Source organism: Paraburkholderia xenovorans LB400, from assembly GCF_000013645.1.
Lineage (GTDB): Bacteria > Pseudomonadota > Gammaproteobacteria > Burkholderiales > Burkholderiaceae > Paraburkholderia > Paraburkholderia xenovorans.
Genome location: NC_007953.1, coordinates 990,645 through 1,013,406, shown reverse-complemented (window position 1 = coordinate 1,013,406; position 22,762 = coordinate 990,645). Strand labels below are relative to the sequence as shown.

Below are 22,762 nucleotides of genomic sequence, written 5' to 3'. Positions count from 1 at the left end.
TGCTTGCTCAATGGAAGAAAGCTCAATGCTAGGGAGTTCTGCATTCGGGAATAAGTAGGGTAGAGTTCCGCTCTGTACGGAGTCGATCCTCCGCAATCAGGGGCTTTATGGAAAGCAGTGCCATCAACGTATTCGTGCAGGTGGCCGAGACACGCAGTTTCGCTGCTGCAGGCCGGCTGCTGGGTATCTCCGCGTCGGCCGTCGGCAAACGGGTCAGCGCGCTGGAAGAGCAGCTCGGCGTACGCCTGTTCCATCGCAGTACGCGCAGCGTCGCGCTGACGGCCGAAGGCGGGCTGTTTCTGGAGCGTAGCCGCCGGATACTCGGAGAGATCGAAGCGGCGCAGGCAGAGCTATCACAGGTCAACCTGAGCCCTCGCGGGCGCCTGAAGGTCAGTTTGCCACTGGTGGCCGAGCCTTTTCTGTCGGTGATGGCGCAGTTCAAGCAGGCGTATCCGGACGTCGATCTCGATCTTGAATTCACGGACCGCCGGGTGGACGTCATTGACGAAGGTTTTGACGCGGTCATCCGAAGTGGCGATGCGCCAGACTCGCGCCTGACAGCACGCCGTCTTGGCTCGTTCAGCATGTTGCTGGTGGGGTCGCCCGACTATCTGGCCCGATGTGGTACCCCCGAGACAGCCAGCGACCTGTCGCAGCATGCATGCATTCAGTTTCGCTACCCGAACACCGGCAAGTTGCAAGTGTGGCCACTCGATCAGGACGAGATTACAGCGGACCTTCAATTGTCGGCCGCGATTATTTGCAACAATCTCGAAACCCGGATTTTCTTCGCGCTACAAGGACTGGGAATTGCCTACCTGCCCGACTTCGCGATCAGGCAGCATCTCGCTGCTGGCCGGTTGATTCATGTGATGCCCAGTTGCTCTGAAGCCGACACGATGTTTCGAATCATGTGGCCTTCGGGAAAGCATTTCGCGCCCAGGTTGCGCGTGTTTATCGACTTCCTGTGCGAGCGATTATTTCCGGTAAATGTTTTGAACTCGAAAGCGCAGTCCCGATCGACGCGGTGAATACGGGACGCGCGCTAACCCTGCCCGGCTTCATCCACGTTGGCGGCGAGACAGGGGTACGTGCCCGTATAGCCAAGCCGGCGCGATACATCCTCGGCGGCGGCCCGCACGAGTTCGCGAATGTGTGCCTCGTTGCTGCGAAGGCGGTACGTAGGCCCTGTCACACTGATACCGGCCACCATGCGACCGGTTTCGTTCCAGATGGCGCCTGAAATTCCGCTCATGTCCTCGAACATGCTCTCGTGTGAAATGGACAGTCCGATTTGCCGGATTCTCGCCAGTTCCGCGAGCAGATCGGTAGCGTCGGTAATCGTATGGGGCGTGAAGGAGACCAGTTCGGTGTGAGCCAGAAAATCGTCGATCCATTCGGGCGGCTGATAGGCCAGAAGCAGTTTGCCGATCGACGTTGAGTGAAGCGGGCGGCGCAGTCCGACCGGCAACGAGAAGCGGACGGGTTTGCGCGTCTCGATCATCTCGATGGTTTCGGCCAGTTGTTCGTCCTGCGCAAGGATGCCGATCTGGACTGTCTCGCCAGTTTCGGAAAACAGAACCTGCAACGGAGGACGCACTGTCGGCAGGAAACGCTCCTTGGCGGCGATCGCCGCTGCAATCGCGTAGGTATCCGAGCCGAGGCGATACATGCCCGAAATATTGACCACGTAATTGGAAGCTTCCAGCGAGCGCAACAACGTCAGAAGGCTGGTTTTCGGAAGATGCGTCAACGACGCGAGGCGGGCAAGCGACAAGCCGTTCGCACTGGTCGCGAGTTCGTAGATCACTTGCAGTACACGCGCGGGAGAGCGCGTCGTCTCATACTGTTTTGCAGTGGTCACGCTTTTTGTGTCCGCTTTCTTGGTGGTCATCTCTGCATGGTGGCCGGATCCGGGCCGCATCGGGCTGTCACGCCGTCGCTGTGTACCGGCGTTTGAAGCGTTGGCTTCGGACGTGGCTGAGTGGATGAAGGCCGCCAATTATAGCGAAGTGCTGTTTTTATACGGGCCTTTCGTGGGGGTGGCGGGGCCCGGCGCATTGTGTCCGCGCGCCATGCGATAAGGCATCAGCGCGACCGGAAACGCCGGCCCTGCTTCAGTGGCCAATGCAAAACCGGTGGCCCGGACTCGCGCCGGCCGCGTGACATCAGGCAATGTCAGGCGTCCCCGCGGGTATCGGCGAGTGTTTCGCCGTTTCCCAGTGCTCCCTTAAGCGGCGAAATAAAGCCGCGCCGGATTATCGACGAGTATGCGATGCAGCGTGGCCGTGTCAGGCGCCCATTCGGCGAGCTGGTCCAACAGTCGCCCATCGTCGGGCACTTCTTCCTCATACGATACGTGGGGCCAGTCGCTTCCCCATAAGATCCGTTCCGGGTTGGCCGCGATGAGGGCAGGCGCATGCGCGTTGTCCGCCGCGAAGCGCCATGCGGAAAGCTTGGCCCACGCCTTGCCCGACGCGATGAGATCGAGAACCGCGTGAAATCCGGCCGAGGTGGTGGAGCTTTCCCGGTAGACGTGCGCCATGTGATCGAATACGACGTCCACCGGCAATTGACGCAGCCGCGGCGCCAGTGCCTCGACATCCTCCGCATCGATGAAGAGCTGGATGTGCCAGTTGAACGGCTTGATCCGCGCTGCGATTTCCGCGATTTCATCGACGCTCGTGCCGCCCGCGACAACCCGCTGCAACCGCACGCCCCGCGCACCCCGCGCATGCATCGCAGCAAGCGTCTCTTCGCTGACGTCGCTGTCGACCACCACGATCGCCCGTGCCTGATCGCCCATCCGCTCAGCAGAATCCAGCGTACAGGCGTTGTCTTTCGCGAAAAAACTGGGCTGGACAATGACGTTGCGTTCAATGCCGGTCACCTGCTTCATCGCGACGTAATCGTCGAATGTCGACTCGGGCGGACGTAGCGAGCGCGTTTCACGCAGCGGATACCGCTCGAAGGGTCCGACGATGTGCATGTGCGCGTCGCACGCGCCTGGGGGAAGAGCAAAGGACGGCGCGCTGATGTCCCGACGGAATCCGCGAGGGTTCGCGCGCGGAGGGGTTCTATTGATGGTCATGTTGATTACCAGAGAGGTGCCCGGTTTGACGGGCGATTCCAACTGCCAGGCACAAGCCCGGGCGCAAACGCATCGGCATTGCCTCAAACAGCACGCTGTCTCCCGCGTGCCGTTGCTGCCCGAGTTTACCGCTGGGTATGCTAGGCGTTCCGATATCGGAAGTCAAAGCGATTTTCGAAACGAAACTGCTTGACGACCGCCAGTTCGGACGTTTAATGTTCCGAATTGAGAACGATACGAACTTTTCGGAACATGTGCGTCAGGCACTGGGAGACATGACATGGCTGTACGTATTGGAGTCGGTGCGGGATTTGCGGGAGACCGCATCGATCCGGCCCGCGACCTGGCCGAGCGGGGCGAACTCGACTACCTGGTCTTCGAATGCCTGGCGGAGCGAACGCTCGCGTATGGGCATCTGCAGCGCGAACAGGATCCGGCGCGCGGCTATAACCCGCTAATCGAAAAGCGGCTGGCCGCGGTGTTGAAGGCGTGCGTGAGCAACGGCACCACGATCGTCACCAATATGGGCGTCGCCAATCCGCGCGCGGCGGGCAGGGTTGCGGTCGAACTGGCGCGCCGCATGGGACTCCGGATTCGCGTGGCGGTCGTGGAGGGCGACGACGTGAGCGCGCAGATTTCCGGTTCGACCTTGCTTCCCGAGATCGGCAAGACCGTCGACGAATCCGGGCTGCGGCTGGTCGGTGCGAACGCCTATCTGGGGGCGGAAGCGATTCTTCCCGCGCTCGACGCCGAACCGCATCTGGTGATTACCGGGCGCGTCGCGGATCCGTCGCTTTTCCTCGCGCCCTTGATGCACCGCTATGGCTGGAAGCCGGACGACTGGCCGATACTCGGCGCGGGCACCGTGGTCGGGCATCTGCTCGAATGCTCGACGCAGGTGACGGGTGGCTATTTCGCCGATCCGCCCTACAAGGTCGTGCCCAATCTTGCGTATGTCGGCTTTCCGTTCGCCGAAGTGGAAGCCGATGGCCGGGCGGTGATTTCGAAGCTGGCGGGCAGCGGCGGCTGCGTGACCGAACTCACGGTGAAAGAACAACTCCTGTACGAGGTTCACAATCCGGCCGCCTATCTGACGCCGGATGTCAGCGCTGATTTCTCGACGACAGGGGTGGTGGAACAGGCGCCCGACCGGGTCGCCGTGAGCGGCGCGACGGGGCGGCCTCGCCCGGAAAAGCTGAAGACCATTGTGGGCTTCGACGGTGGCTTTCTCGCCGAAGCGGAATTCAGCTATGCGGGCCCCGGCGCGGTCGAGCGGGCGCGGCTGGCGTCGGCGATCGTCGAAGAGCGGATGCGCACCATCCATCGTTGCAGCGAGACGATCCGTCTCGATCTCATTGGCGTGAATGCGCTGCACGCCACCGCGATTCAACGCGTGGCACAGACGCAGGATGTGCGCTTGCGGGCGGCGATGCGCACGCTCGATCGCGAGATGGCGCAAACGCTGCTGGCGGAAGTGGAAAGTTTATGGGTCGCCGGACCGGCGGGCGGCGGCGGTTATCGAGGGAGCATCAACGCTTCGGTGACCACGCATGCGGTGTATGTCGACCGCGATTCAATCGGGCTCAAGGTGGAGGTGTTGCAATCATGAAGGAGACAGTTCAGCTCAGAGAGGTCGCGTCGGCTCGCACGGGCGACAAGGGCAATATTTCGTGCGTTTCGGTGTGGCCATACGACCCGCGCCACTATGAGGACCTCAAGGCCGCGTTGACGCCGGAACTGATCGCGTCGACGTACCCGAAGCTGTTCGGCGGGCGTATCGAACGGTTCGAAGTGCCGGCCTTGCACGGACTGAATTTCGTGATTCACGACGCGTTGGAGGGTGGCGTGAACGCGTCGCTCAATCTCGACTTTCACGGCAAATCATTCAGTTTCCTGCTGCTTGCGCTGCCGGTCGAAGTGACCCGCTTCTGATACCCGGCCGCGCGCAGCGCCACCTTTCCCGAGATTTCCTAATAACAAGATTGCGGAGACAAAAAGTGCAGAAGACGATCCATGCCGGCGCGCGCCTCGACAGATTACCGTTGAGTGCATTTCATTGGCGTCTGTTTTTCCTTATCGGTTCGGGCCTCTTTCTCGATGCGTTCGACGTCTATCTGGGCGGCGTCGTCACCGGCGCGCTGCTGAAGTCCGGATGGTCGACCCTTGAAATGAACGCGTGGTTCACCACGATGACTTTCGCCGGGCTGATGGTCGGCGCGTGGGCCGCAGGTCTGCTGGGAGACTGGTTTGGCCGGCGGTTTTCGTATCAGGTCAATCTGATCATCTTCGGCGGCGCGTCGCTGGCCGCCGTGTTCGCGCCCAGCATGTACTGGCTCATTGGGCTGCGGTTCATCATGGGGATCGGTATGGGGGCGGAGATCGTTATCTCGTACGGCATGCTGTCCGAGTTCGTACCGCCTCGCTATCGGGGCCGCTTGCTGGCGGCGCTGTCGCTGTTCGCCAATTCGGCCGTGTTCGTCGCTTCACTGGCGAGCCTGTGGATCATCCCGGCTTTCGGCTGGCGGTATATGTTCGCGATCACGGGCATTGCGGCAACGATCGTGTGGTTCATGCGCAAGTCCATGCCGGAATCGCCGCGCTGGCTCGAAAACGAAGGGCGCCTTGCCGAGGCAGACGCGCTCCTCGATTCCATCGAGGGGAAAATCGCGCTCACGCACACGCTGCCCGATTACTCGCGCGACGATGTGCTGCAAACCGGTAAGGTGCCGCTCGGCGTGCTTTTTCAGCCGCCGGTGCTGTGGCGTTCGATTGTCGGCTCCCTGATCATGATCACGATTGGCTTCAGCATCTACGGGCTGATCAACTGGTTGCCGTCGTTCTTCGTGCAACAGGGCTTCAACATTGTGAAGTCGCTGACGTACAGCACCGTGATGTCGCTGGGGGCGCCGGCGGGAACCATCATTGGCGTCCTTCTCGCGGACCGGGTCGGGCGACGTCCGGCGATCATCGGCGCAGCGCTTGTCACGGCCGTCATGGGTGTCTTCTATCAGCATGCGAGTTCGGCCAACGCATTGCTGGTCGCGGGCTTCCTGCTGGTGGCGGGGATCTACGTGATGGTCGCGGTGGGACAGGGTGCGTACGTACCGGAGTTGTTCGCGACCTCGTACCGTTTGCGGGGCAGCGGTGTGTGCGGCACGGCGGGCCGCGCGGCCAGTGCGCTGTGCCAGTTCTTTGTGCTGTGGATGTTCTCTATCGGCGGCGTCAACATGGTGGTCGGCTCCGTCATCGGCATCCAGTTGCTGCTCGCGCTGGCAGTCTGGTTGCTGAAAATAGAAACAAGCGGTTTGCGTCTCGAAGAAACGGTCGACGAGGGCACCACGCTGGCGGCAGACAACCGGCGGCAGATCGTGGATGTCGGGCATTAAACCCACTGCGGGAATCCGGCTCACGAGATCCTTCATATTTCCGGTGGACCAGCCCGATTCTCGCGAATGGAAGTAAATCATCAGCTCACCGTAACGCATCAGAAAACGATAGATAAACAAAACGAGTTTGTATCTGGATCAGGAATACGAAATTAATAATCGTTCGTCGAATGACGCAATCCGGCAGGGATCGCGATGTGTCGTTCGAACAGGAAATCAAGACCAAGGAGACGGAATACCAAATGAAGAAGATTCCTATCATCGCTGTCGCCGCATTGTCCGCCTATGCTTCCTCAGCTTACAGCCAGTCCTCCGTCACGCTCTACGGGCTGATTGACGAGGCGATCCGGTTTGATAATCATCAAACGCCGTCGGGTGGCCATAACATCACGATGGGAACCGGCGGAGCCATCCTCGGAAGCCGCTGGGGGCTGCGCGGCGTGGAGGACCTGGGCGGCGGAACGAAGGCGCTCTTCACGCTTGAATCGGGCTTCATTGCGAATACCGGTGCGATGGCATTCCCGACGCCGAACGGGCAGACCCGGGAATTCGGCAGGCAGGCCTTCGTTGGGCTGTCGCAGTCCGGCTGGGGCACGCTGACGTTCGGCCGCCAGTATCTGCTCGCTTACACGATGGGCGCATCGCACGACACGTTCGCATTCGCGAATTATGCCGCTACCTGGGGATTCCAGTCCGCCGGCCTCGTGGGTGGCGCGCGCCTCGACAACACGGTGCAATACAGCTCCGACAGCTTGCATGGCTTCAAGGTGAATGGCGCGTATACATTCGGCGGCGCGGCGGGCGACGTGCATCGCAATTCGTCGCCGGCCGTGAGCGTTAGCTACGACCATGGCCCATTGAGCATCGGCGCTGTCTACCAGGTCGTGAACGACATTGGCGGCGCCGTGCCGGCGGATAGTGCATACGGCAACACTTACTTTGGGGTCGCCATTCCGGACAGCACGCAGAAGCTCTTCATGGCGGGTGCGAGCTGGGCGACGAATCGCGCGACCCTGTACGCGCAGTACATCTACAGCCATGTCTATCCGGCGGATTACCGGGACGACTCGATGTCGCTCGGCGCGTCATACCGGTTCACCCCGGCCTGGGAAATCAGGGAGGCGGTCTATGTGGACATTCTCCACCATGCGGCCGGCGAAGGAACGCGCATCACGACCGGCCCGATCCTCTTCTATCACCTTTCCACGCGAACTGATCTGTACACGGGGTTCAACTACAACCATCTGACCGGCCAGTGGATCAAACTGGCATCGAGTTCCGGATTTACGCAGTCGTTCAACGGTTACAACTCATTGTTCGAAGGAGTACTGGGGATGATTCACCGATTCTGAGCGAGCAGGACGACGCCAGTCCCGGTGCACGGTCTGCTGTCCGATAGTCAATCGGGCAGCGGCGATTTTACTTTTGACACCGATTGCGCGCTTGCGCGGAGATATAGAGGAAAACTGGAATGAGTTCAGCAGGAAGATTGCAGGGAAAGGTCGCGCTTGTCACGGGTGCCGGATGCATCGGCCCGGGTTGGGGCAACGGACGCGCGATCGCCGTTCGCTTTGCCGAGGAAGGCGCGCATGTGATTGCCGTTGATCGTGACCTGGCCTCGATGGACGCGACGCTCGAACTCGTCCGCGCTGCGGGCGGGAGCGTAACGCCCTGCCTGTGCGACGTGACTGACAGTGCGTCGGTCGAGCGCCTCGTCGCCGACAGCGTGGCACGCTGCGGACGCGTCGATATCCTCGTGAACAATGTCGGCGCTCCGTCGCCGGGCGGACCGGTTGCGCTTGACGAGGCGCAGTGGGCGATGCAACTCGAACTGAATCTGACGACGGCATTCCTGATGTGCAAATACGTGCTGCCGGTGATGGAACAGCAGGGCGGCGGCGCGATCGTCAATATCGCCTCCACCTCGGGCATCCGCTGGACGGGCGCGGCGCAGGTCGGCTATGCCGCCGCGAAGGCCGGCATGATCCAGATGGGCCGCGTCGTGGCCGTCGAATATGCGGCGAAGAACGTTCGTGTCAATTCGGTAGTGCCCGGTCTGCTGCATACGCCAATGGTCGATACGAAGATCGCACACAACCAGGCCGGCGGCGATGTCGAGTTGCTGCTCAGGAAGCGCCAGGCGCGCATTCCAATGCCTTTCATGGGAGACGGCCGCGACACGGCCAATGCGGCGCTCTTTCTTGCATCGGATGAAGCGCGTTTTGTTACCGGCACCGAAATCGTGGTCGACGGCGGGATGAGCGCCCGCTGCGATTGACGCCTGCATTATCGACCGGCGCCCGCCTCGCCGCGTGGCAACGCCCATTCCAGTTACTTATTCCAGGAGCCCTGATGGCCCGCATCCCCTATCCGGATACCCGTTCGCCCGATACCGCCATGCTTGTCGAGCGCATCGTCGCCGAGCGCGGCAAGATGCTCAACCTGTATTCGATGCTGCTGCATAGCCCGCCTGTTTGCGCGGGTTGGCTGGCGCTCCTGACTGCGATCCGGCAGCAATCGTCATTGCCCGCGCGGATCCGGGAGCTTGTCATCATGCGCATTGCGATCGTCAACGGCGCCGACTATGAGTTTCAGCAGCATCAACCTATCGCCCGTTCCGTGGGAATTAACGATGCCGAGATCGACGCATTGCGGGTTCCGACGCTGACGGTGTTCGGCGAGCGCGACCAGGCGGTATTACGCTATTGCGATGCGATGACGCGCGAGGTCCATGTCGCCGACGAGGTTTTCAAACAGGTGAATGCGCATTTCTGCGAGCGTGAAATCGTCGAGCTGACGGCGACGATTGCCGCATATAACCTGGTATCCCGGTTCCTCGAAGCGCTTCAGGTGGACCATGACTGACCGCCTGCCCGTGTCGAACCTGAACGGGTTCTCGATGCCGTTGTAGCCGGTTTCGAAGTGGTGAGGCGAGCGCTGGTATCTTCAGCGCATCCCATACCGGCGTACTGTTTATTCAACTCATGGCGCTCACCTTCAACCTCAACAACGTCATCACGTTTCTTGCCGTGGCGGAAACGCTCAGTTTCCGCCGGGCGGCGGAACACACGCACACGTCTCAGTCGGCTGTCAGCGCCCGGGTCAGCCAGCTTGAAGACCGGCTTGGTGTGCGCCTGTTCCATCGGACGACACGGCAGGTCACGCTGACGGCTGAAGGTCTGCAACTCTTCGTTGTCGCCAGGACCGCCGTCGAGGATATGGAGCGGGTGGCCGAATCCCTGCGGAAGAAAGCGGCTCTTCAGAGCGGTGAACTGACGATCGCCGCTGTCCCATCGATTGGCCAGACGGTGCTGCCCACCATCATGGGCGAGTTTCATCGCCGCTATCCGGGCGTGACGCTGAAGTTGCTCGATGTGGATTCCCAACGGTGCATCGAGATGATGGAAGCAGGCAGTGTCGATCTCGCCATCGTGTCCGATCTCGAAGACCGTCACGACATCGTATTCGAGCCGCTCTTCCGGGACGAATGCTTCCTCGTCGTACCGCGAACGCATGCGCTTGGCGAGCGGCGCAGCATTTCGCTACGCGAAGCAGCGAGCTTTCCTCTGATGGCCAGTCCCAGGGGGACCACCCTATGGCAGATCATCGAGCGCGCGTTTGCGGCCTGCGGTGCGACGCCGGTCGCTCATCAGGAGACCTGGAATATGTCGACGCTCGTACGACTGGTCGAGGAGGGCTTCGGCATGGGAATCGTGCCTGAGATTTGCCTCGGCAAGCTCGATGTGTCGCGCTGCACGGTGCTTTCGCTGGAGGAACACGTGGGACGCATGATCGGGGTGGCACGCATGACAAACCGCTCGGAATCGCCCGGTAGTAAGGCGTTCCGGCAGCTGCTCGGCGAGCGGACGCCGCCTTTGCGCGCGGTGCGGCAGTAGCTTGCACCGATTGATCGGATTTCAGCATCAATCGATAACGAACGAGCGATTGTGGATGGCATTCACTGCCGACATAATTGTTTCAACAGGCCGCCCGTCGTCTTTCTCCACGCCGGCCAATCAGAAAATTAAAATGCCGGAGACGTCTTGCCATGTATGCAGAACCGAAGCGTGTTACGACCGAAGTATTCGCGACGCTGCCCGACCCATTCAGACATCCCGAAGCATCATCGGAGTGGCACAGCCAGCAGCCGGCGGGCATGCCCGGTCATTCGCTGCTTGAAGGACCGTCATTCGACAAACACGGCAACCTGTGGTGCGTGGATATTCCGTGGGGCCGTATTTTTCGCATTAGTCCTCGCGGCAGCTTCGAGCTGGTGCATTCGTATGACGGCGAACCCAACGGGCTGAAGATTCATCAGGATGGGCGGATCTTCATCGCCGATTACAAGAACGGCATCATGCTGTTCGATCCCGTTGAAAAGACCGTTCGACCGGTTCTGGAACGGGTTCATCTCGAGCGGCTCAGAGCCGTCAACGACCTGGTATTCGCATCGAACGGCGATCTGTATTTCACGGACCAGGGGCTGTCTGGCCTGCATAACCCGAACGGCCGGGTGTTCTGTCTGCGCACGGATGGACAGATAGATTGTCTCGTCGACAACGTGCCGAGTCCGAATGGACTGGTGCTGAACCATGACGAATCGGCGCTTTATGTCGCCGTCACGCGAGCGAATGCGATCTGGCGCATCCCCCTGCTGCGTGGCGGCAGAACCGCCAAGGTCGGCTGTTTCATTCAGATGTCGGGTGGCGGCGGGCCGGATGGCCTCGCTCTGGACGAGGAAGGCAATCTTGCTATCGCGCATGTGGGCATCGGCGCGGTGTGGCTTTTCTCGGCGCGTGGCGAGCCGATGTACCGGATTCAGTCCGATATCGGCTATCACACGACGAACGTTGCTTACGGTGGCGCTGACCGCAAGACCTTGTTCATTACCGAATCGGAAAGCGGAACGATCCTGAAAGCGGCGATGCCGGTGCCAGGGCGCCGGATGTACTCCGGCGTCTGAGCGGCAAGGAAAGGCGCGTGGCTCGCGTCCCAATCTTTGCACGCGTGAGGAAACTGGAATCTGGATCAGTTACCCAGACTAACGAGTGGCGCGAAACTGCAGCGCGAGCACATCGTCGGTGACTTATTAAAGGGAGAAGGAGCTTGCTGAGATTTGATAATAAGGTTGTCATGGTGAGCGGTTGCGGCTCCTCGCTGCCGGGCTGGGGCACGGGCAAGGCGATCGCCGCGTTGCTCGCGCGCCAGGGTGCCCAGGTGGTGGGTCTCGATGTGAACGAACAGGCGCTTGCGGACACGCGTGCTGTCATCGAAGGTGAGGGCGGCAAGCTGAAGGCGCTGTTATGCGACGTGACCGACCCGGCGAGCATTGACCGGGTGGTGCGCGAGACGATTGACGCGTACGGCCGTATCGACGTGCTGGTGAACAATGTCGGTGTCTCCGCGCCAGGCGGTGTAGTCGATATGACCGAGGAGATATGGGACCGCCAGTTCGACATCAATCTGAAGAGCGTATTCCTGATGTGCAAGGCGGTCTTGCCGCTGATGGACAGGCAACGCGGCGGTAACGTCGTCAACGTGTCGTCGCTTTCCGCGTTGCGCTATAGCGGCAAACCGCAGATTGCCTACTCGGCGAGCAAGGCGGCGCTGATTCAATTCACCCGGATGGCGGCCTTGATGCACAGCGAACACAATGTGCGGCTCAATTGCGTGATCCCGGGCCTCATCACGACGCCGCTTGTGCAGCGGCTCGCGCAGCAGTTCGGCGGCGGCGATTACGAGAGTTATCTGAAGCGCCGCAATGCGCAGGTTCCGCTGGCGCAGGAGGGGGACGCCTGGGACGTCGCCAATGCCACGGCTTTTCTGGCTTCCGACGAAGCGCGCTACATCACGGCGACGGAAATCCTGGTCGATGGCGGGTCCGCATCGACCATGCGTTAGCCGCAAAACCACGCCTGGAGACAGAAATGCAATCTACCGCTTACGCGGCCAGCCGGCTCGACCGCCTACCTTTAAGCGGCTTCCACTGGCGTTTGCTGTGCGTCATCGGCTTCGGGCTATTCCTTGAATTTTTTGACCTGTACACGGGCGGCGCCATTGTCGGCGTATTGCTCAAACAGGGATGGTCGACACTGCAGCTCAACGCGCTCTTCGGCACGTTGACGTTCGCGGGCTTGACCGTCGGAGCGATGATGGCGGGGATTATCGGCGACCGTTACGGCCGCCGCCTGGCCTATCAGATCAATCTCGTGGTGTTCGGCATCGCGTCGTTTGCAGCGGCGGTTGCGCCGGACATGTACTGGCTCAGCGCAATCCGCTTCATGATGGGTCTCGGTATCGGCGCAGAGGCCGTTATTTCGTACGGCATGCTTGGCGAGTTCGTGCCGCCGGGCTTTCGTGGCCGCATGCTGGCATTCCTGTCGGTGTTCGGAAATTCCGCGGTGTTCGTCGGTTCGCTGGTCAATCTCTGGGTTATTCCCCATCTGGGCTGGCGCTACGTCTTCGTCATCGCGGGCATTCTCGCCATCACGCTGTGGATCGTGCGCCGCTCGATTCCGGAATCGCCGCGCTGGCTCGAGACAAAAGGGCGTATCGACGAGGCGGAGGTCGTTCTCCAACGGATCGAGCGCAGCGTCGCGCGCGGCGGTGAACTGCCTTCGTATGCACACGAAGTGCCCGCGCCAACGCCGCAAGTGTCCATTGGCGTGTTATTCACGCCGCCGATACTTGTGCGTACGCTCGTCGGTTCAGCCATTCTTGTCTGCATCGGCTTCAGCATCTATGGGCTGATCAACTGGCTCCCGACGTTCTTCATCCAGCAGGGCTTCGATATCGTCAAGTCGCTGACATGGACGACGGTTATCACGCTGGGCGGCCCGGTGGGCTCCCTGCTCGGCGTTGCGGTGTCGGATCGGGTCGGCCGGCGTCCCGCGATCATCGCGTCGTGCGTCGTTACAGCGGTTTGCGGCCTGATTTACCAGCAGGTCGACTCGGCTTTCGCGCTGATGGGGGTGGGCTTCCTGCTGGTGTGCTCCATCTATGTGCTGGTGGCGGTTGGACAAGGCGCTTACGTACCCGAGCTGTTCTCGACTTCGTACCGGTTGCGGGGGACGGGCGTTTGCATGACCGCGGGACGGCTCGCCAGCGCAGGCTGCCAATTCTTCATTCTCTGGCTGTTCACGAAGGGTGGCGTACTGATGGTGGTAGGCTCGGTCGTCGCGGCTCAGCTTTTACTGGCGTTCGCCGTGTGGGCGATACGGATCGAGACCCGTGGCAAGCGGCTCGAAGATCTCGATTCCGGCGTGCCGGGCGCCCCCACCACGGAGCGCAGCCACTCGTACAGCAGCGGTCAATAATATGGAAGAACGCGCCGGCATGGCACGTTCGCTTATCGCGGAGGTCGCATATGGGTTCATCACGTAAGGTCATCATCACCTGCGCCGTTACGGGCGCGATTCACACACCGTCAATGTCGCCCTATCTGCCGGTCACGCCCGACGAAGTTGCGCAGGCATCGATCGGCGCGGCCGAAGCCGGCGCCGCAGTCATTCACCTTCACGCACGCGATCCCCGCGACGGCCGTCCGACCCAGGACCCGGCGGCTTTCGCCGAGTTCTTGCCTCGCATCAAGAGCAATACCGACGCCGTGATCAATCTGACCACCGGCGGCAGTCCGCATATGACGGTCGAAGAGCGGCTGCGCCCCGCCACGCACTACATGCCCGAACTGGCTTCGCTCAATATGGGGTCGATGAACTTCGGGCTTTATCCGATGCTCGAACGCTTCAAGGAATTCGCACATGGCTGGGAGCGCGAGCATCTGGAGCGTAGCCGGGATCTCGTCTTCAAGAACACCTTTGCCGACATTGAATTCATTCTTAAAACCTGCGGTGGTAACGGCACGCGTTTTGAATTCGAGTGCTACGACACCTCGCATCTGTACAACCTCGCGCATTTCGTCGACCGCAAGCTTGCGACGCCGCCATTCTTTGTGCAGACGGTGTTCGGTCTTCTGGGCGGAATCGGACCGCACCCCGAAGACCTCGCGCATATGAGACGGACCGCGGACCGTCTGTTCGGAGCCGACTATGTGTGGTCGATTCTCGGCGCGGGACGTCATCAGATTCCGCTTGCGTCCATTGGCGCAGCGCAAGGCGCCAACGTGCGAGTCGGGCTGGAAGATTCGCTGTGGATCGCGCCCGGCGAATTGGCGGAAACGAATGCCGCACAGGTGCGAAAGATCCGGCAGGTTATTGAAGGCCTGTCACTGGAAGTTGCTTCGCCCGCGGAGGCCCGGACCATGTTGGGTCTGAAAGGCCCGCAGAACGTCAACTTCTGAACTGTACCTGGCCACCCGCGTCGACGCCGGGCGTGGCTGGTCTGCTTGCAGGTTAATGTTTCTTTGCTTGGAACCTTATCGGAGTTCAGGATGTCCAGTATTTCTTACGTGCCCATCGACCTTGCCGAACCCAAAGAAATCGTGGACGCTGTCCGCGCCCGCCGGGGAGGAACATTGTCGAACCTCGACCGGATCCTGCTTCACAGTCCGAATCTGGCGCAGGGCTGGAACACTTATCTCGGCGCGGTGCGTCAACGTTTGTCGATTGACCCGAAGCTACGTGAAATTATCATTTGCTGCGTGGCCATTTTGAACGACGCGGAATACGAGTTTCATCATCACGCGCCGGAGTTGCTGAAAGCGGGCGGAACGCAAGAGCAGGTGGACGCGCTACGCGATGTCACGAAAGCTGCGAGCAGCGAGCGTCTTTTTAACGAAGCCGAACGGGCCGCCATTCAGTTGACACTCGAAATGACGCGTAACGTCAGGATCAAGCCGGAGACGCTCGCGCGTGCGAGAGCGGCGCTAGGCAGCGATCAGGCCATTGTTGAAGCGATTGCGACAGGTGCAGCTTATAACATGGTCTCCCGAATGATCGTTGCCTGCGGCATCAGTCCAGAAGCGGAGCATTGAACCTGGTGGAGCTGCGGCTGATTTCGCCGGTTACTGTAGATGCCGCCGGACCGGACATTGAATTCAAAGCCGTGACAGATGCTGCTTCGCAGCCACAGTGCCGAGACGTCGCAGGCTTTCGAAAACGAGCGCTAGCCGAGATCACGGCGACCAGAAACCAGGACGGCCATCAGCCGCTCCGAATGTCAAGCCGTGACCGGAGCGTCGCGCGGGTCACCAGCCGCATTGCGCGGGCCACGCCGCGTAGCTGGTGTCGTCACCGGGCACGCGCCGCGCATATAGCGGCCAGTTCGGTTCGAGTAGCGCCTGACGGCCGATCGCGATCAGATCGGCGCTCTGCGCGGCGAGCACGTCCTCTGCCTGGCGCGGATCGACGATCAGTCCGACCGCGATCGTCGTGACGCCGGCTTCGGCCGGCGTCACGATCCCGAGCGACAGGCCTTCGTCGGCGCGCGGACCCGCGCGACCTGGTGCGCACTGCTCTTCGCTCGGTGATATGTTCGACCAGCAGCAGGTAGTCGTCCGGGCGATAGGCGAACAGCCCGATGTTGAAATGATGGCGCTTGTCGCCGGTCCGCGCGTGGGCGAAAAAGACTTCCATCGCCTTCCGCTATACGATGGCCGCCGCGCTCATTGGCTCGCGAGCGACCTTCCGGCCGACATCTGCGCGACGTCCCATGGCCTCCCCGGTGAGCACATTGCACTCGTAGCCGGTGGATGGTGCGCCGGAGTATCTGATCGGGGAAGATAGTATGTCTTGAGTATGTCTAGAAACGCCTTCGCGGCGGCTGATGGTTCCCGGCCACGATGGCCACAAACGGTTGCGCGCACAGTTTGCAGCCCCCATTCGATAAATGGAACCGCAACCAGAGCGCCGGTTTTGCATTCTTCCTGTGCACAAACGGACGGAAGTATCGCAATGCCGACGCCGGTGCGTGCGAATTCCTTTGCCATCTCCATGCTGTTGACCGTCAGGGTATATCTGATTTGCGTTCCTAAAGAACGCATCACATCGTCGGTAATGCTCCGGCTTGCGGATGACGGCGGCAATCCCCCGACCAGCGTGTCGGCCAGATCCCGAACCGAAATGCTACTTCTTGCGGCTAAAGGGTGGCCTGGCGCGGCTAGCGCAACGAATGGCATATCGAATTCGTCGAGATAGTCGATTTCCGCGTTGCGGTTGAGTCTGAACATGATGCCCAGGTCTGCTTCGTCCCGGACCAGAGCATGGACAACGTCGTTGTTGTCGCGACCGACCACGTCGACCTGAATGGTGACGCCGGAGTGCTTGACGATAAAATCCCGGATGGCCGGATACAGGATCGAAGAGGCGACAGCTTCAATGGCGAATATACGCAGGATTCCTTTTTTCATTCCCCGGATTTCTCCGACGGCACATTTAACAATGTCGAGATTACCGATGATCCTGTCAGCGTATTTGAATAGTATTTCGCCTTCCGGGGTAAGGACCATTCCGCGCGAGCGTCGCTCAAACAGTGGCGCGCCAATCATTCCCTCGAGAATCGCGATGTGCCGGCTGACGGCCGACGGCGTGATATGGATGTGTTCCGCCGCCTTGCGCACCGAGCCATGCCGTGATACCTCAAGGAAGTATCGCAATACATTCAGTTGCATCTGGTTGTCTCCTGAACCTTTCTGTTTTGAATAGCAGTGCTTGTGGGTGCTGATACTGGTACTGGTCAGGCGTCACGATGTCGAATTACGTTGATGGCCGATTGCATATGAGCGCTGCCACGAACAGGATAGTGCCGTCAGTCGCGCTTGTCTTCACGGAAACCTAAATTGCGGCGTAGCACGATCGGCACGGCGCCTACGCGTTTCTTGACCATCCATTGCGCAAGCGCGGCGTCGAGGTAGTCCGCATGGCCAGGAAACCACTCCGCTAGCGCCGCTGCCAATCGCCGGGCGGCTTCGGGATCGCCGCCGGTCCGCAGGTGTTCGCGAACTTCGCGCACCGAATGCATGACGGCGTCGTGTTGCTCGGCGTGGCAAGCGGTGTTCGGAAAGTCGGTCTCCTTCATCCAGCACAATTCCTGCGAAAAATGATCTTCGGCATGGGCTACGAAGCTGTCGAGATGCTGCGCGAGCTTACTGTCGCTGCAGGTCAGCATTGTGTTGACGATCTCGACGAATTCTTCGTGGGTTTTGTCCATCGGTGAATAGCCAAGTTTGAATCCGTCGTTCCATGAAAAAATTTCTTGCTCTTTCATCGGGGGGTATATCTCCTGCATTCAATTTAATCCTGATGAGGACGGGCTGTATTGCCGTGCCGGCGCCGGTGTACGTCGAGACTGGATGCCTGAATCATTCGTGGGCGGCAGCAAGTTGCGGTCTCTGCAAGCTCTCCCTGAGCTTCTTGACCAACTGCATGATGGACGGTTGTGAGAAGCCATCATTCATTACGTGCAGCGCCATTTCAACATCGGGGAGCTGGGGGAAATTGTCTGCGGGCGTAAGGCGATTCAGTGCGCCTGCCAGTGTGGACGCCTTGAACACTCCCACTGCCAGACCCGCATCGACTGCGGTTTGCAACGTGCCGATGCCCGCACTAAGACACGCGAGACGCCACGGCCGCCCGGCCGCATTGAGCGCACTGCAGGCCCATTGGCGTTCGAGCGCACCCTGCGAGCGGAACGCGACCGGAATCGGCTCCTGCAGATGCGGCGAATGATTGGCGGAGGCGCCCCACACGAGCGAGTCGGTACAGACGACTTCTCCCTCGCCGCTGTTGAGCGGATGCTCTGCGAGCACCACGTCGAAGTCGTCGCCGAGGCGGTCCAGGAGGCTGGCGGAGTCACCTGTTCCCATTTCGATATGCACGTCGGGATGCTCGACCCAGAAGTCGACCAGAATTTTTGGAATGGTACGTACCGCGTAATCTTCGACGCAACCGAGGCGCACGACGTTGGACTTGCGTACCGCGCCGACCGCGCTCATAGCCTCGTCGACTAACTGGAGGATTCGTCGTGAATGGGTAAGAAAGATGGCGCCTTCTTTCGTGAGTTCGATGCTCTTGCCGCTTCGTTCAAAAACCGGCACACCCAGAATCTCCTCGAGGCGCTTGATTTTCATGCTGATGGCCGACTGGGTTCGATGCATCTCACTACCGGCGAGCGTAAAGCTTGAGTTCTCGGCGACCGAGATAAATACCTGAAGAAGATTAAGATGTAGCATCCGTGACGGGGCCCAGAAATAATATTAAGGATTCCAGATATCAAACTTCAAGCTCCGTGCTGAACTATCGACGGGGGATTTCGTTTTTGTCTGTGAGTGTTTGCAAGGAAACTTGTTCCTGTCCGAGCGGGCGCGCTGTCGAACTACGCCGGCGGGGAGCGCGGAGCGGTTTGAGAGAATCCGCAATCCCAAAGAGTCGATTCTCAATTCTGGTTCGATACGCTTCCCCGTTGCTATCCTTGAGACGAAACCGGTCTCCTGACCAAATGTTAGTGGCCTATCAACTAATTATCAAGTTTGGTGACGATAGGGAGAAACCCGCGTTAGGCAAGACGGAAGAAATATTTAACCCACGCGCTTCGGAGCTGGTTTCGGAACTTTGTCCGACAGAAAGCTTTGCAAAGCTAAGAATTAAGGGTTACGCGAGCTTGCGCGCATTGCGGATCGAATCAGCGATCAGCGTTGCGCCGCCCAGACGCATGTTCGACCGGTACGCAGGAGGACGCGTATAGAATCTGACCCATATATTCGATTGGCTTTGTTTGACGAGAATGGATATGGTAGCCGGGCGGTGTCGAGATGAACGAGTCGACCCGTTCTCATGGACACGGAACGCTTCGAGTTGAAACAGATGACCTTGATCGCTGAAGAAACCCGTAGTATTCAGACCAATGGCGTCAGACGGCGAGGCAATCGGACCACTCGCGTGCCGGCGATCCTCGCGGTATCGATGCGTGTGTTTGCCGTCGAGGGAAACATGGGATTCACGCAGCGCCGGGTCGCCTCTGAGGCAGGGGTTCGGCTTAGCACGCTGCAGCATTACTTCGGCAACCGGGAGTCGCTGCTCCATTCTACGATCGAGGAGATGGCCAACCAGAACCTCAAGCGTTATCGTCTGCTGGCCAACGACGACTCACGGTCCGCGGAGGCGCGGCTGGACGAGATCCTGGATGAGACGTTCGCGGCGCTTGATGCACGGGAGAACGTCGTGAGCCCGTTTTCTTTCGAGTGCTGGTGCCTTGCCGAGCATCAGTCATCGGTGCGCGAGTTGCTGGTCGAGATAAACCGGGAGTTTCAGGATCTGTTCGGCTCGCTCGTCGCACAGATCAACGCCGAGCTTACGCCAGAGGCATGTCGCGTCCGCGGAGCGCTGCTCTTTTCTCATTGGCAGGGACTGATCGTATTTCTGCGCCGCTCCGGACGCAATGCGCCCGAGGCCTCGGCATTTCGAGCCGATACAACCGCCATGTGGAAGGCCCTGAGCAAGGCGCCGCCATAGCCGCCGAGAATACGCGAACACGGCATCAAAATATTTTGTTTGATCTGGCGGATCCGATGCCCTCTAATGAGCCGGCAATGGAAGCGACGACACTCGCGTCGCCGACCCTTTAAACTGCCGGGTTCCAACCGCCATGCCAACCTTCGCTGCCAATCTGTCGATGCTCTTCACTGACGTGCCGTTTCTCGAACGCATTGCAGCGGCGCGCAGCGCAGGGTTCAAAGCTGTCGAATGCCAGTTTCCCTATGCGCTGGACAAGCACGAGCTGGCCTCCACGCTGAACGAAAACGGGCTTGCACTGGCATTGTTCAATTTGCCCGCGGGCGACTGGGAGGCCGGCGAACGTGGGATCGCCTGCCATCCCGACCGGGTCGGCGAGTTTCGTGACGGGGTATGGCTTGCGCTCGAGTATGCGCAGGTGCTCGGCTGTTCGCGCCTAAACTGTCTCGCTGGCAAATTGCCCGCCGGCGTTGTCGATGACGAAGCCAGAAGCACATTGCTGGCGAACCTGAAATGGGCTGCGTCTAAACTTGAAAAGGTGGGAATTGCGTTGCTGATCGAGCCGGTCAACACGTTTGATGTTCCTGGTTTCGTGCTGACGAACACCGACGATGCGGTATCGCTGATTCATGACGCAGGCGTTTTCAATCTTTTTGTTCAATACGACATTTATCATGCGCAGAGGATGAAGGGCGAACTCGCTAACACGATCCAGCGGCATCTTCCGCTGATCGGTCATATGCAGTTGGCCGACAACCCGGGGCGTCACGAGCCCGGTACAGGCGAGATCAATTTTCGGTGGCTGTTGCCCTATATCGACACACTTGGCTATGACGGATACATCGGTTGCGAATATATCCCCGCCAGTACGACGATCAACAGCCTTGATTGGCTGAAGGACTCGATTCAAGCGGAGTATGACCATGGCAAGCAATGAGCTGAAGGTTGGATTCATCGGACTCGGCATCATGGGTTCACCGATGGCCGCACATCTGCTGGCAGCGGGCCATCGGCTTTTCGTCAATACCCGGAGCAAGGTGCCGGACGCAATCGCGCAAGGTGACACAGTAATCTGTGCAACACCGGCAGCGGTCGCCGGACAGGCGGACGTCGTATTCCTGATGTTGCCCGATACGCCGGATGTCGAACAGGTCCTGTTTGGCACGGAAGGCGTTGCAACCGGACTGGGCGATCATGGTGGCGCAACGCGCAAGCTCGTGGTCGATTGCAGTTCGATTGATCCGCTTGCGACAAGAACATTCGCCGAGCGGATCGGCAAAGTCGGCGGCGACTATCTGGACGCGCCGGTGTCGGGTGGCGAAGTCGGTGCGAAGGCGGCCAGTCTGACTATCATGGTCGGCGGTGCGGAGGAGTCGTTCGAGCGTATCAAGCCACTGCTGCTGTTAATGGGAAAGAACGTCACACGGGTCGGCGGCGTGGGTGACGGTCAGATCTGCAAGGTTGCCAATCAGATCATTGTCGCCTCGAATATCGTGGCGGTCAGCGAGGCGCTCGTCTTCGCTTCAAGGGCGGGTGCAGATCCGGGACGGATCAGGCAGGCGCTGATGGGTGGATTCGCTGCGTCACGCGTGCTTGAAGTGCACGGGGAACGGATGATCAAGCGTACTTTTCAGCCTGGATTCCGCATCCGCTTGCACCAGAAGGATTTGAATATCGCGTTGCAAAGCGCACGCACGCTTTCGCTGGCGCTGCCGCAAGCGGCGAACGCCGCGCAATTGATGCAGACTGCCGCGGCGCTCGGCCATGCGGAGTCCGACCATGCCGCGCTGGTGCGCGCGATCGAATGTCTCGCCCAGCACGAGATCGAATTGGACGAGTAACAGGGAGAAGCAAGGCCGGCGTGTTCCCTCCGGCTTTCGCACCACATCGGCGGAATAGTCAGAATGCGACGTTGTTGCGACCCTTCAGGTGGAGCAGCGTGCGCGCTTCGTCGGGCGTCGCTATTGCGAGGCCCATGCCTTCGAGGATCTGGCGAACCCTGCGCACCTGATCGCTGTTCGCCTTGGCCAGTTGCCCCGGTCCGTTCCAGATTGAGTCTTCGATACCGACGCGTACGTTTCCACCCTGAGCCGCCGCAATACTGGCGACGGGCATTTGCGCACGACCGGCGCCGAGGACCGACCACACATAGTTACTGCCGAACAGGCGATCGGCGGTGCGCTTCATGTGCGCGACGTCATCTGCGTGGCTGCCAATGCCGCCGAGGATACCGAACACCGTTTGCACGAACAGCGGTGGCGTCACGAGCTTGCGGTCCAGAAAATGCGCGAGGTTGTACAGATGAGCGGTGTCGTAGCATTCGAATTCAAAACGGGTATCGTTGCCGGTACAAGACGAAAGCACGTATTCGATATCCTTGAAAGTGTTCCTGAATACGAGATCCCGGGTCCCTTCCAGATAGTGCCGCTCCCATTCATGCTTGAACTCCTTGTAGCGGTTCAGCATCGGGAACAACCCGAAATTCATCGACCCCATATTCAGCGAAGCGATTTCAGGCTTCAGATGCAGCGCGGGTTGCAAGCGCTCCTCGACTGACATCGTCGGTGCACCGCCAGTCGTCAAGTTGATAATGCCGTCGGTATGCGCCTTGATATGCTCGATGAACGGTCTGAATGCTCCGACGGTCTGATCTGGGCGTCCATCGTCCGGATGCCGGGCGTGCAGATGCACTATCGCAGCGCCGGCATCGATTGCGCCTGTCGCGGCGTTGGCAATTTCGGTTGACGTGATGGGAAGATACGGGGTCATCGTCGGCGTGTGAATCGAGCCAGTTACGGCGCAACTGATGATGACCTTGTTTGAACCAGTCATAGTGGTCTCCTGAAGTGATGATGAACTTGTGGACGGGACCCTCTTAC

Annotated in this window: 23 protein-coding genes; 16 read left to right on the top strand and 7 right to left on the bottom strand. The window is 60.0% G+C overall.

Annotation, left to right across the window (positions count from 1 at the left end; all coding sequences use genetic code 11):
- Positions 1-107 precede the first annotated feature (107 nt).
- On the top strand, positions 108-1,031 hold the full coding sequence (locus tag BXE_RS41320) for a LysR family transcriptional regulator (protein ID WP_011494099.1): 924 nt from the start codon (positions 108-110) through the stop codon (positions 1,029-1,031).
- A gap of 14 nt (positions 1,032-1,045) precedes the next feature.
- Here the strand turns inward: BXE_RS41320 and BXE_RS41315 are convergent, their stop codons facing one another.
- Together BXE_RS41315 and BXE_RS41310 are read right to left on the bottom strand one after the other, a co-directional pair.
- Positions 1,046-1,864, bottom strand: a complete 819-nt coding sequence (locus BXE_RS41315) for an IclR family transcriptional regulator (RefSeq protein ID WP_233518902.1) — start codon at positions 1,862-1,864, stop codon at positions 1,046-1,048.
- A 366-nt stretch (positions 1,865-2,230) separates the two neighbouring features.
- Positions 2,231-2,989 carry an amidohydrolase family protein gene (locus tag BXE_RS41310; protein WP_233518903.1) on the bottom strand — a complete coding sequence of 253 codons (759 nt, stop codon included), beginning with the start codon at positions 2,987-2,989 and terminating at the stop codon, positions 2,231-2,233.
- Positions 2,990-3,371: 382 nt separating this feature from the next.
- Between BXE_RS41310 and BXE_RS41305 the strand changes: the two genes are divergently transcribed.
- The 12 genes from BXE_RS41305 (at position 3,372) to BXE_RS41250 (ending at position 15,409) form a co-directional block, all read left to right on the top strand.
- Complete coding sequence (locus tag BXE_RS41305) at positions 3,372-4,700, top strand: acyclic terpene utilization AtuA family protein (protein ID WP_011494096.1); 1,329 nt, start codon at positions 3,372-3,374, stop codon at positions 4,698-4,700.
- Positions 4,697-5,023 (top strand): AtuA-related protein, encoded by a 327-nt coding sequence (locus BXE_RS41300; protein ID WP_040123482.1) that lies wholly within the window; start codon positions 4,697-4,699, stop codon positions 5,021-5,023. Before BXE_RS41305 ends, BXE_RS41300 begins: the two co-directional genes overlap by 4 nt.
- Positions 5,024-5,088: 65 nt before the next feature.
- The gene (locus BXE_RS41295; protein ID WP_011494095.1) at positions 5,089-6,477 is read left to right on the top strand and encodes an MFS transporter; all 1,389 of its coding nucleotides are present in this window, start codon (positions 5,089-5,091) and stop codon (positions 6,475-6,477) included.
- A 242-nt stretch (positions 6,478-6,719) separates the two neighbouring features.
- Positions 6,720-7,829 carry a porin gene (locus BXE_RS41290; RefSeq protein WP_040123638.1) on the top strand — a complete coding sequence of 370 codons (1,110 nt, stop codon included), beginning with the start codon at positions 6,720-6,722 and terminating at the stop codon, positions 7,827-7,829.
- 119 nt (positions 7,830-7,948) lie between these two features.
- The gene (locus tag BXE_RS41285; protein WP_011494093.1) at positions 7,949-8,755 is read left to right on the top strand and encodes an SDR family NAD(P)-dependent oxidoreductase; all 807 of its coding nucleotides are present in this window, start codon (positions 7,949-7,951) and stop codon (positions 8,753-8,755) included.
- A gap of 74 nt (positions 8,756-8,829) precedes the next feature.
- The gene (locus BXE_RS41280) at positions 8,830-9,342 is read left to right on the top strand and encodes a carboxymuconolactone decarboxylase family protein (RefSeq protein WP_011494092.1); all 513 of its coding nucleotides are present in this window, start codon (positions 8,830-8,832) and stop codon (positions 9,340-9,342) included.
- Positions 9,343-9,461: 119 nt separating this feature from the next.
- Positions 9,462-10,373, top strand: coding sequence for a LysR family transcriptional regulator (locus BXE_RS41275; protein WP_011494091.1), 912 nt, complete (start codon positions 9,462-9,464; stop codon positions 10,371-10,373).
- A 152-nt stretch (positions 10,374-10,525) separates the two neighbouring features.
- Positions 10,526-11,440, top strand: a complete 915-nt coding sequence (locus BXE_RS41270) for an SMP-30/gluconolactonase/LRE family protein (protein ID WP_011494090.1) — start codon at positions 10,526-10,528, stop codon at positions 11,438-11,440.
- A gap of 143 nt (positions 11,441-11,583) precedes the next feature.
- Positions 11,584-12,378, top strand: a complete 795-nt coding sequence (locus BXE_RS41265; protein ID WP_233518904.1) for an SDR family NAD(P)-dependent oxidoreductase — start codon at positions 11,584-11,586, stop codon at positions 12,376-12,378.
- A 26-nt stretch (positions 12,379-12,404) separates the two neighbouring features.
- Positions 12,405-13,793: an MFS transporter gene (locus BXE_RS41260; protein WP_011494088.1), complete on the top strand. Its 1,389-nt coding sequence runs from the start codon at positions 12,405-12,407 to the stop codon at positions 13,791-13,793.
- Between the two features lie 50 nt (positions 13,794-13,843).
- Positions 13,844-14,776 carry a 3-keto-5-aminohexanoate cleavage protein gene (locus BXE_RS41255; protein ID WP_011494087.1) on the top strand — a complete coding sequence of 311 codons (933 nt, stop codon included), beginning with the start codon at positions 13,844-13,846 and terminating at the stop codon, positions 14,774-14,776.
- Positions 14,777-14,866: 90 nt separating this feature from the next.
- Positions 14,867-15,409: a carboxymuconolactone decarboxylase family protein gene (locus BXE_RS41250; protein ID WP_011494086.1), complete on the top strand. Its 543-nt coding sequence runs from the start codon at positions 14,867-14,869 to the stop codon at positions 15,407-15,409.
- Between the two features lie 213 nt (positions 15,410-15,622).
- On the opposite strand, the gene BXE_RS47675 is transcribed toward BXE_RS41250, so the two are convergent.
- The 4 genes from BXE_RS47675 to BXE_RS41230 form a co-directional block, all read right to left on the bottom strand.
- Positions 15,623-15,832 carry a hypothetical protein gene (locus BXE_RS47675; protein WP_040123483.1) on the bottom strand — a complete coding sequence of 70 codons (210 nt, stop codon included), beginning with the start codon at positions 15,830-15,832 and terminating at the stop codon, positions 15,623-15,625.
- 207 nt (positions 15,833-16,039) lie between these two features.
- Entirely contained in the window at positions 16,040-17,044 is a 1,005-nt protein-coding gene (locus tag BXE_RS41240; RefSeq protein ID WP_011494085.1) for a LysR family transcriptional regulator, read from the bottom strand.
- 137 nt (positions 17,045-17,181) lie between these two features.
- Positions 17,182-17,640, bottom strand: coding sequence for a hemerythrin domain-containing protein (locus BXE_RS41235; protein ID WP_040123484.1), 459 nt, complete (start codon positions 17,638-17,640; stop codon positions 17,182-17,184).
- A gap of 94 nt (positions 17,641-17,734) precedes the next feature.
- On the bottom strand, positions 17,735-18,604 hold the full coding sequence (locus tag BXE_RS41230; protein ID WP_011494083.1) for a LysR family transcriptional regulator: 870 nt from the start codon (positions 18,602-18,604) through the stop codon (positions 17,735-17,737).
- A 601-nt stretch (positions 18,605-19,205) separates the two neighbouring features.
- On the opposite strand from BXE_RS41230, the gene BXE_RS41225 reads away from it, so the two are divergent.
- The 3 genes from BXE_RS41225 (at position 19,206) to BXE_RS41215 (ending at position 21,724) form a co-directional block, all read left to right on the top strand.
- Positions 19,206-19,883, top strand: a complete 678-nt coding sequence (locus BXE_RS41225; protein ID WP_011494081.1) for a TetR/AcrR family transcriptional regulator — start codon at positions 19,206-19,208, stop codon at positions 19,881-19,883.
- 133 nt (positions 19,884-20,016) lie between these two features.
- Complete coding sequence (hyi, locus tag BXE_RS41220) at positions 20,017-20,820, top strand: hydroxypyruvate isomerase (RefSeq protein WP_011494080.1); 804 nt, start codon at positions 20,017-20,019, stop codon at positions 20,818-20,820.
- Positions 20,807-21,724 carry a 2-hydroxy-3-oxopropionate reductase gene (locus tag BXE_RS41215; RefSeq protein WP_011494079.1) on the top strand — a complete coding sequence of 306 codons (918 nt, stop codon included), beginning with the start codon at positions 20,807-20,809 and terminating at the stop codon, positions 21,722-21,724. Before hyi ends, BXE_RS41215 begins: the two co-directional genes overlap by 14 nt.
- A 58-nt stretch (positions 21,725-21,782) precedes the next feature.
- Here the strand turns inward: BXE_RS41215 and BXE_RS41210 are convergent, their stop codons facing one another.
- Positions 21,783-22,715, bottom strand: coding sequence for a 3-keto-5-aminohexanoate cleavage protein (locus tag BXE_RS41210; protein WP_011494078.1), 933 nt, complete (start codon positions 22,713-22,715; stop codon positions 21,783-21,785).
- Between the last annotated feature and the right edge of the window lie 47 nt (positions 22,716-22,762).

Excerpts from the sequence above, each read along its gene's own strand:
- BXE_RS41250 (WP_011494086.1), top strand. The coding sequence starts at position 14,867 with ATGTCCAGTATTTCTTACGTGCCCATCGACCTTGCCGAACCCAAAGAA.
- BXE_RS41310 (WP_233518903.1), bottom strand. The coding sequence starts at position 2,989 with ATGCACATCGTCGGACCCTTCGAGCGGTATCCGCTGCGTGAAACGCGC.
- BXE_RS41225 (WP_011494081.1), top strand. The coding sequence starts at position 19,206 with ATGGACACGGAACGCTTCGAGTTGAAACAGATGACCTTGATCGCTGAA.
- BXE_RS41305 (WP_011494096.1), top strand. The coding sequence starts at position 3,372 with ATGGCTGTACGTATTGGAGTCGGTGCGGGATTTGCGGGAGACCGCATC.
- BXE_RS41320 (WP_011494099.1), top strand. The coding sequence starts at position 108 with ATGGAAAGCAGTGCCATCAACGTATTCGTGCAGGTGGCCGAGACACGC.
- BXE_RS41300 (WP_040123482.1), top strand. The coding sequence starts at position 4,697 with ATGAAGGAGACAGTTCAGCTCAGAGAGGTCGCGTCGGCTCGCACGGGC.
- BXE_RS41240 (WP_011494085.1), bottom strand. The coding sequence starts at position 17,044 with ATGCAACTGAATGTATTGCGATACTTCCTTGAGGTATCACGGCATGGC.
- BXE_RS41285 (WP_011494093.1), top strand. The coding sequence starts at position 7,949 with ATGAGTTCAGCAGGAAGATTGCAGGGAAAGGTCGCGCTTGTCACGGGT.
- BXE_RS41290 (WP_040123638.1), top strand. The coding sequence starts at position 6,720 with ATGAAGAAGATTCCTATCATCGCTGTCGCCGCATTGTCCGCCTATGCT.
- BXE_RS41280 (WP_011494092.1), top strand. The coding sequence starts at position 8,830 with ATGGCCCGCATCCCCTATCCGGATACCCGTTCGCCCGATACCGCCATG.
- BXE_RS41275 (WP_011494091.1), top strand. The coding sequence starts at position 9,462 with ATGGCGCTCACCTTCAACCTCAACAACGTCATCACGTTTCTTGCCGTG.
- BXE_RS41260 (WP_011494088.1), top strand. The coding sequence starts at position 12,405 with ATGCAATCTACCGCTTACGCGGCCAGCCGGCTCGACCGCCTACCTTTA.
- BXE_RS41230 (WP_011494083.1), bottom strand. The coding sequence starts at position 18,604 with ATGCTACATCTTAATCTTCTTCAGGTATTTATCTCGGTCGCCGAGAAC.
- BXE_RS41255 (WP_011494087.1), top strand. The coding sequence starts at position 13,844 with ATGGGTTCATCACGTAAGGTCATCATCACCTGCGCCGTTACGGGCGCG.
- hyi (WP_011494080.1), top strand. The coding sequence starts at position 20,017 with ATGCCAACCTTCGCTGCCAATCTGTCGATGCTCTTCACTGACGTGCCG.
- BXE_RS41210 (WP_011494078.1), bottom strand. The coding sequence starts at position 22,715 with ATGACTGGTTCAAACAAGGTCATCATCAGTTGCGCCGTAACTGGCTCG.
- BXE_RS41215 (WP_011494079.1), top strand. The coding sequence starts at position 20,807 with ATGGCAAGCAATGAGCTGAAGGTTGGATTCATCGGACTCGGCATCATG.
- BXE_RS41235 (WP_040123484.1), bottom strand. The coding sequence starts at position 17,640 with ATGAAAGAGCAAGAAATTTTTTCATGGAACGACGGATTCAAACTTGGC.
- BXE_RS41270 (WP_011494090.1), top strand. The coding sequence starts at position 10,526 with ATGTATGCAGAACCGAAGCGTGTTACGACCGAAGTATTCGCGACGCTG.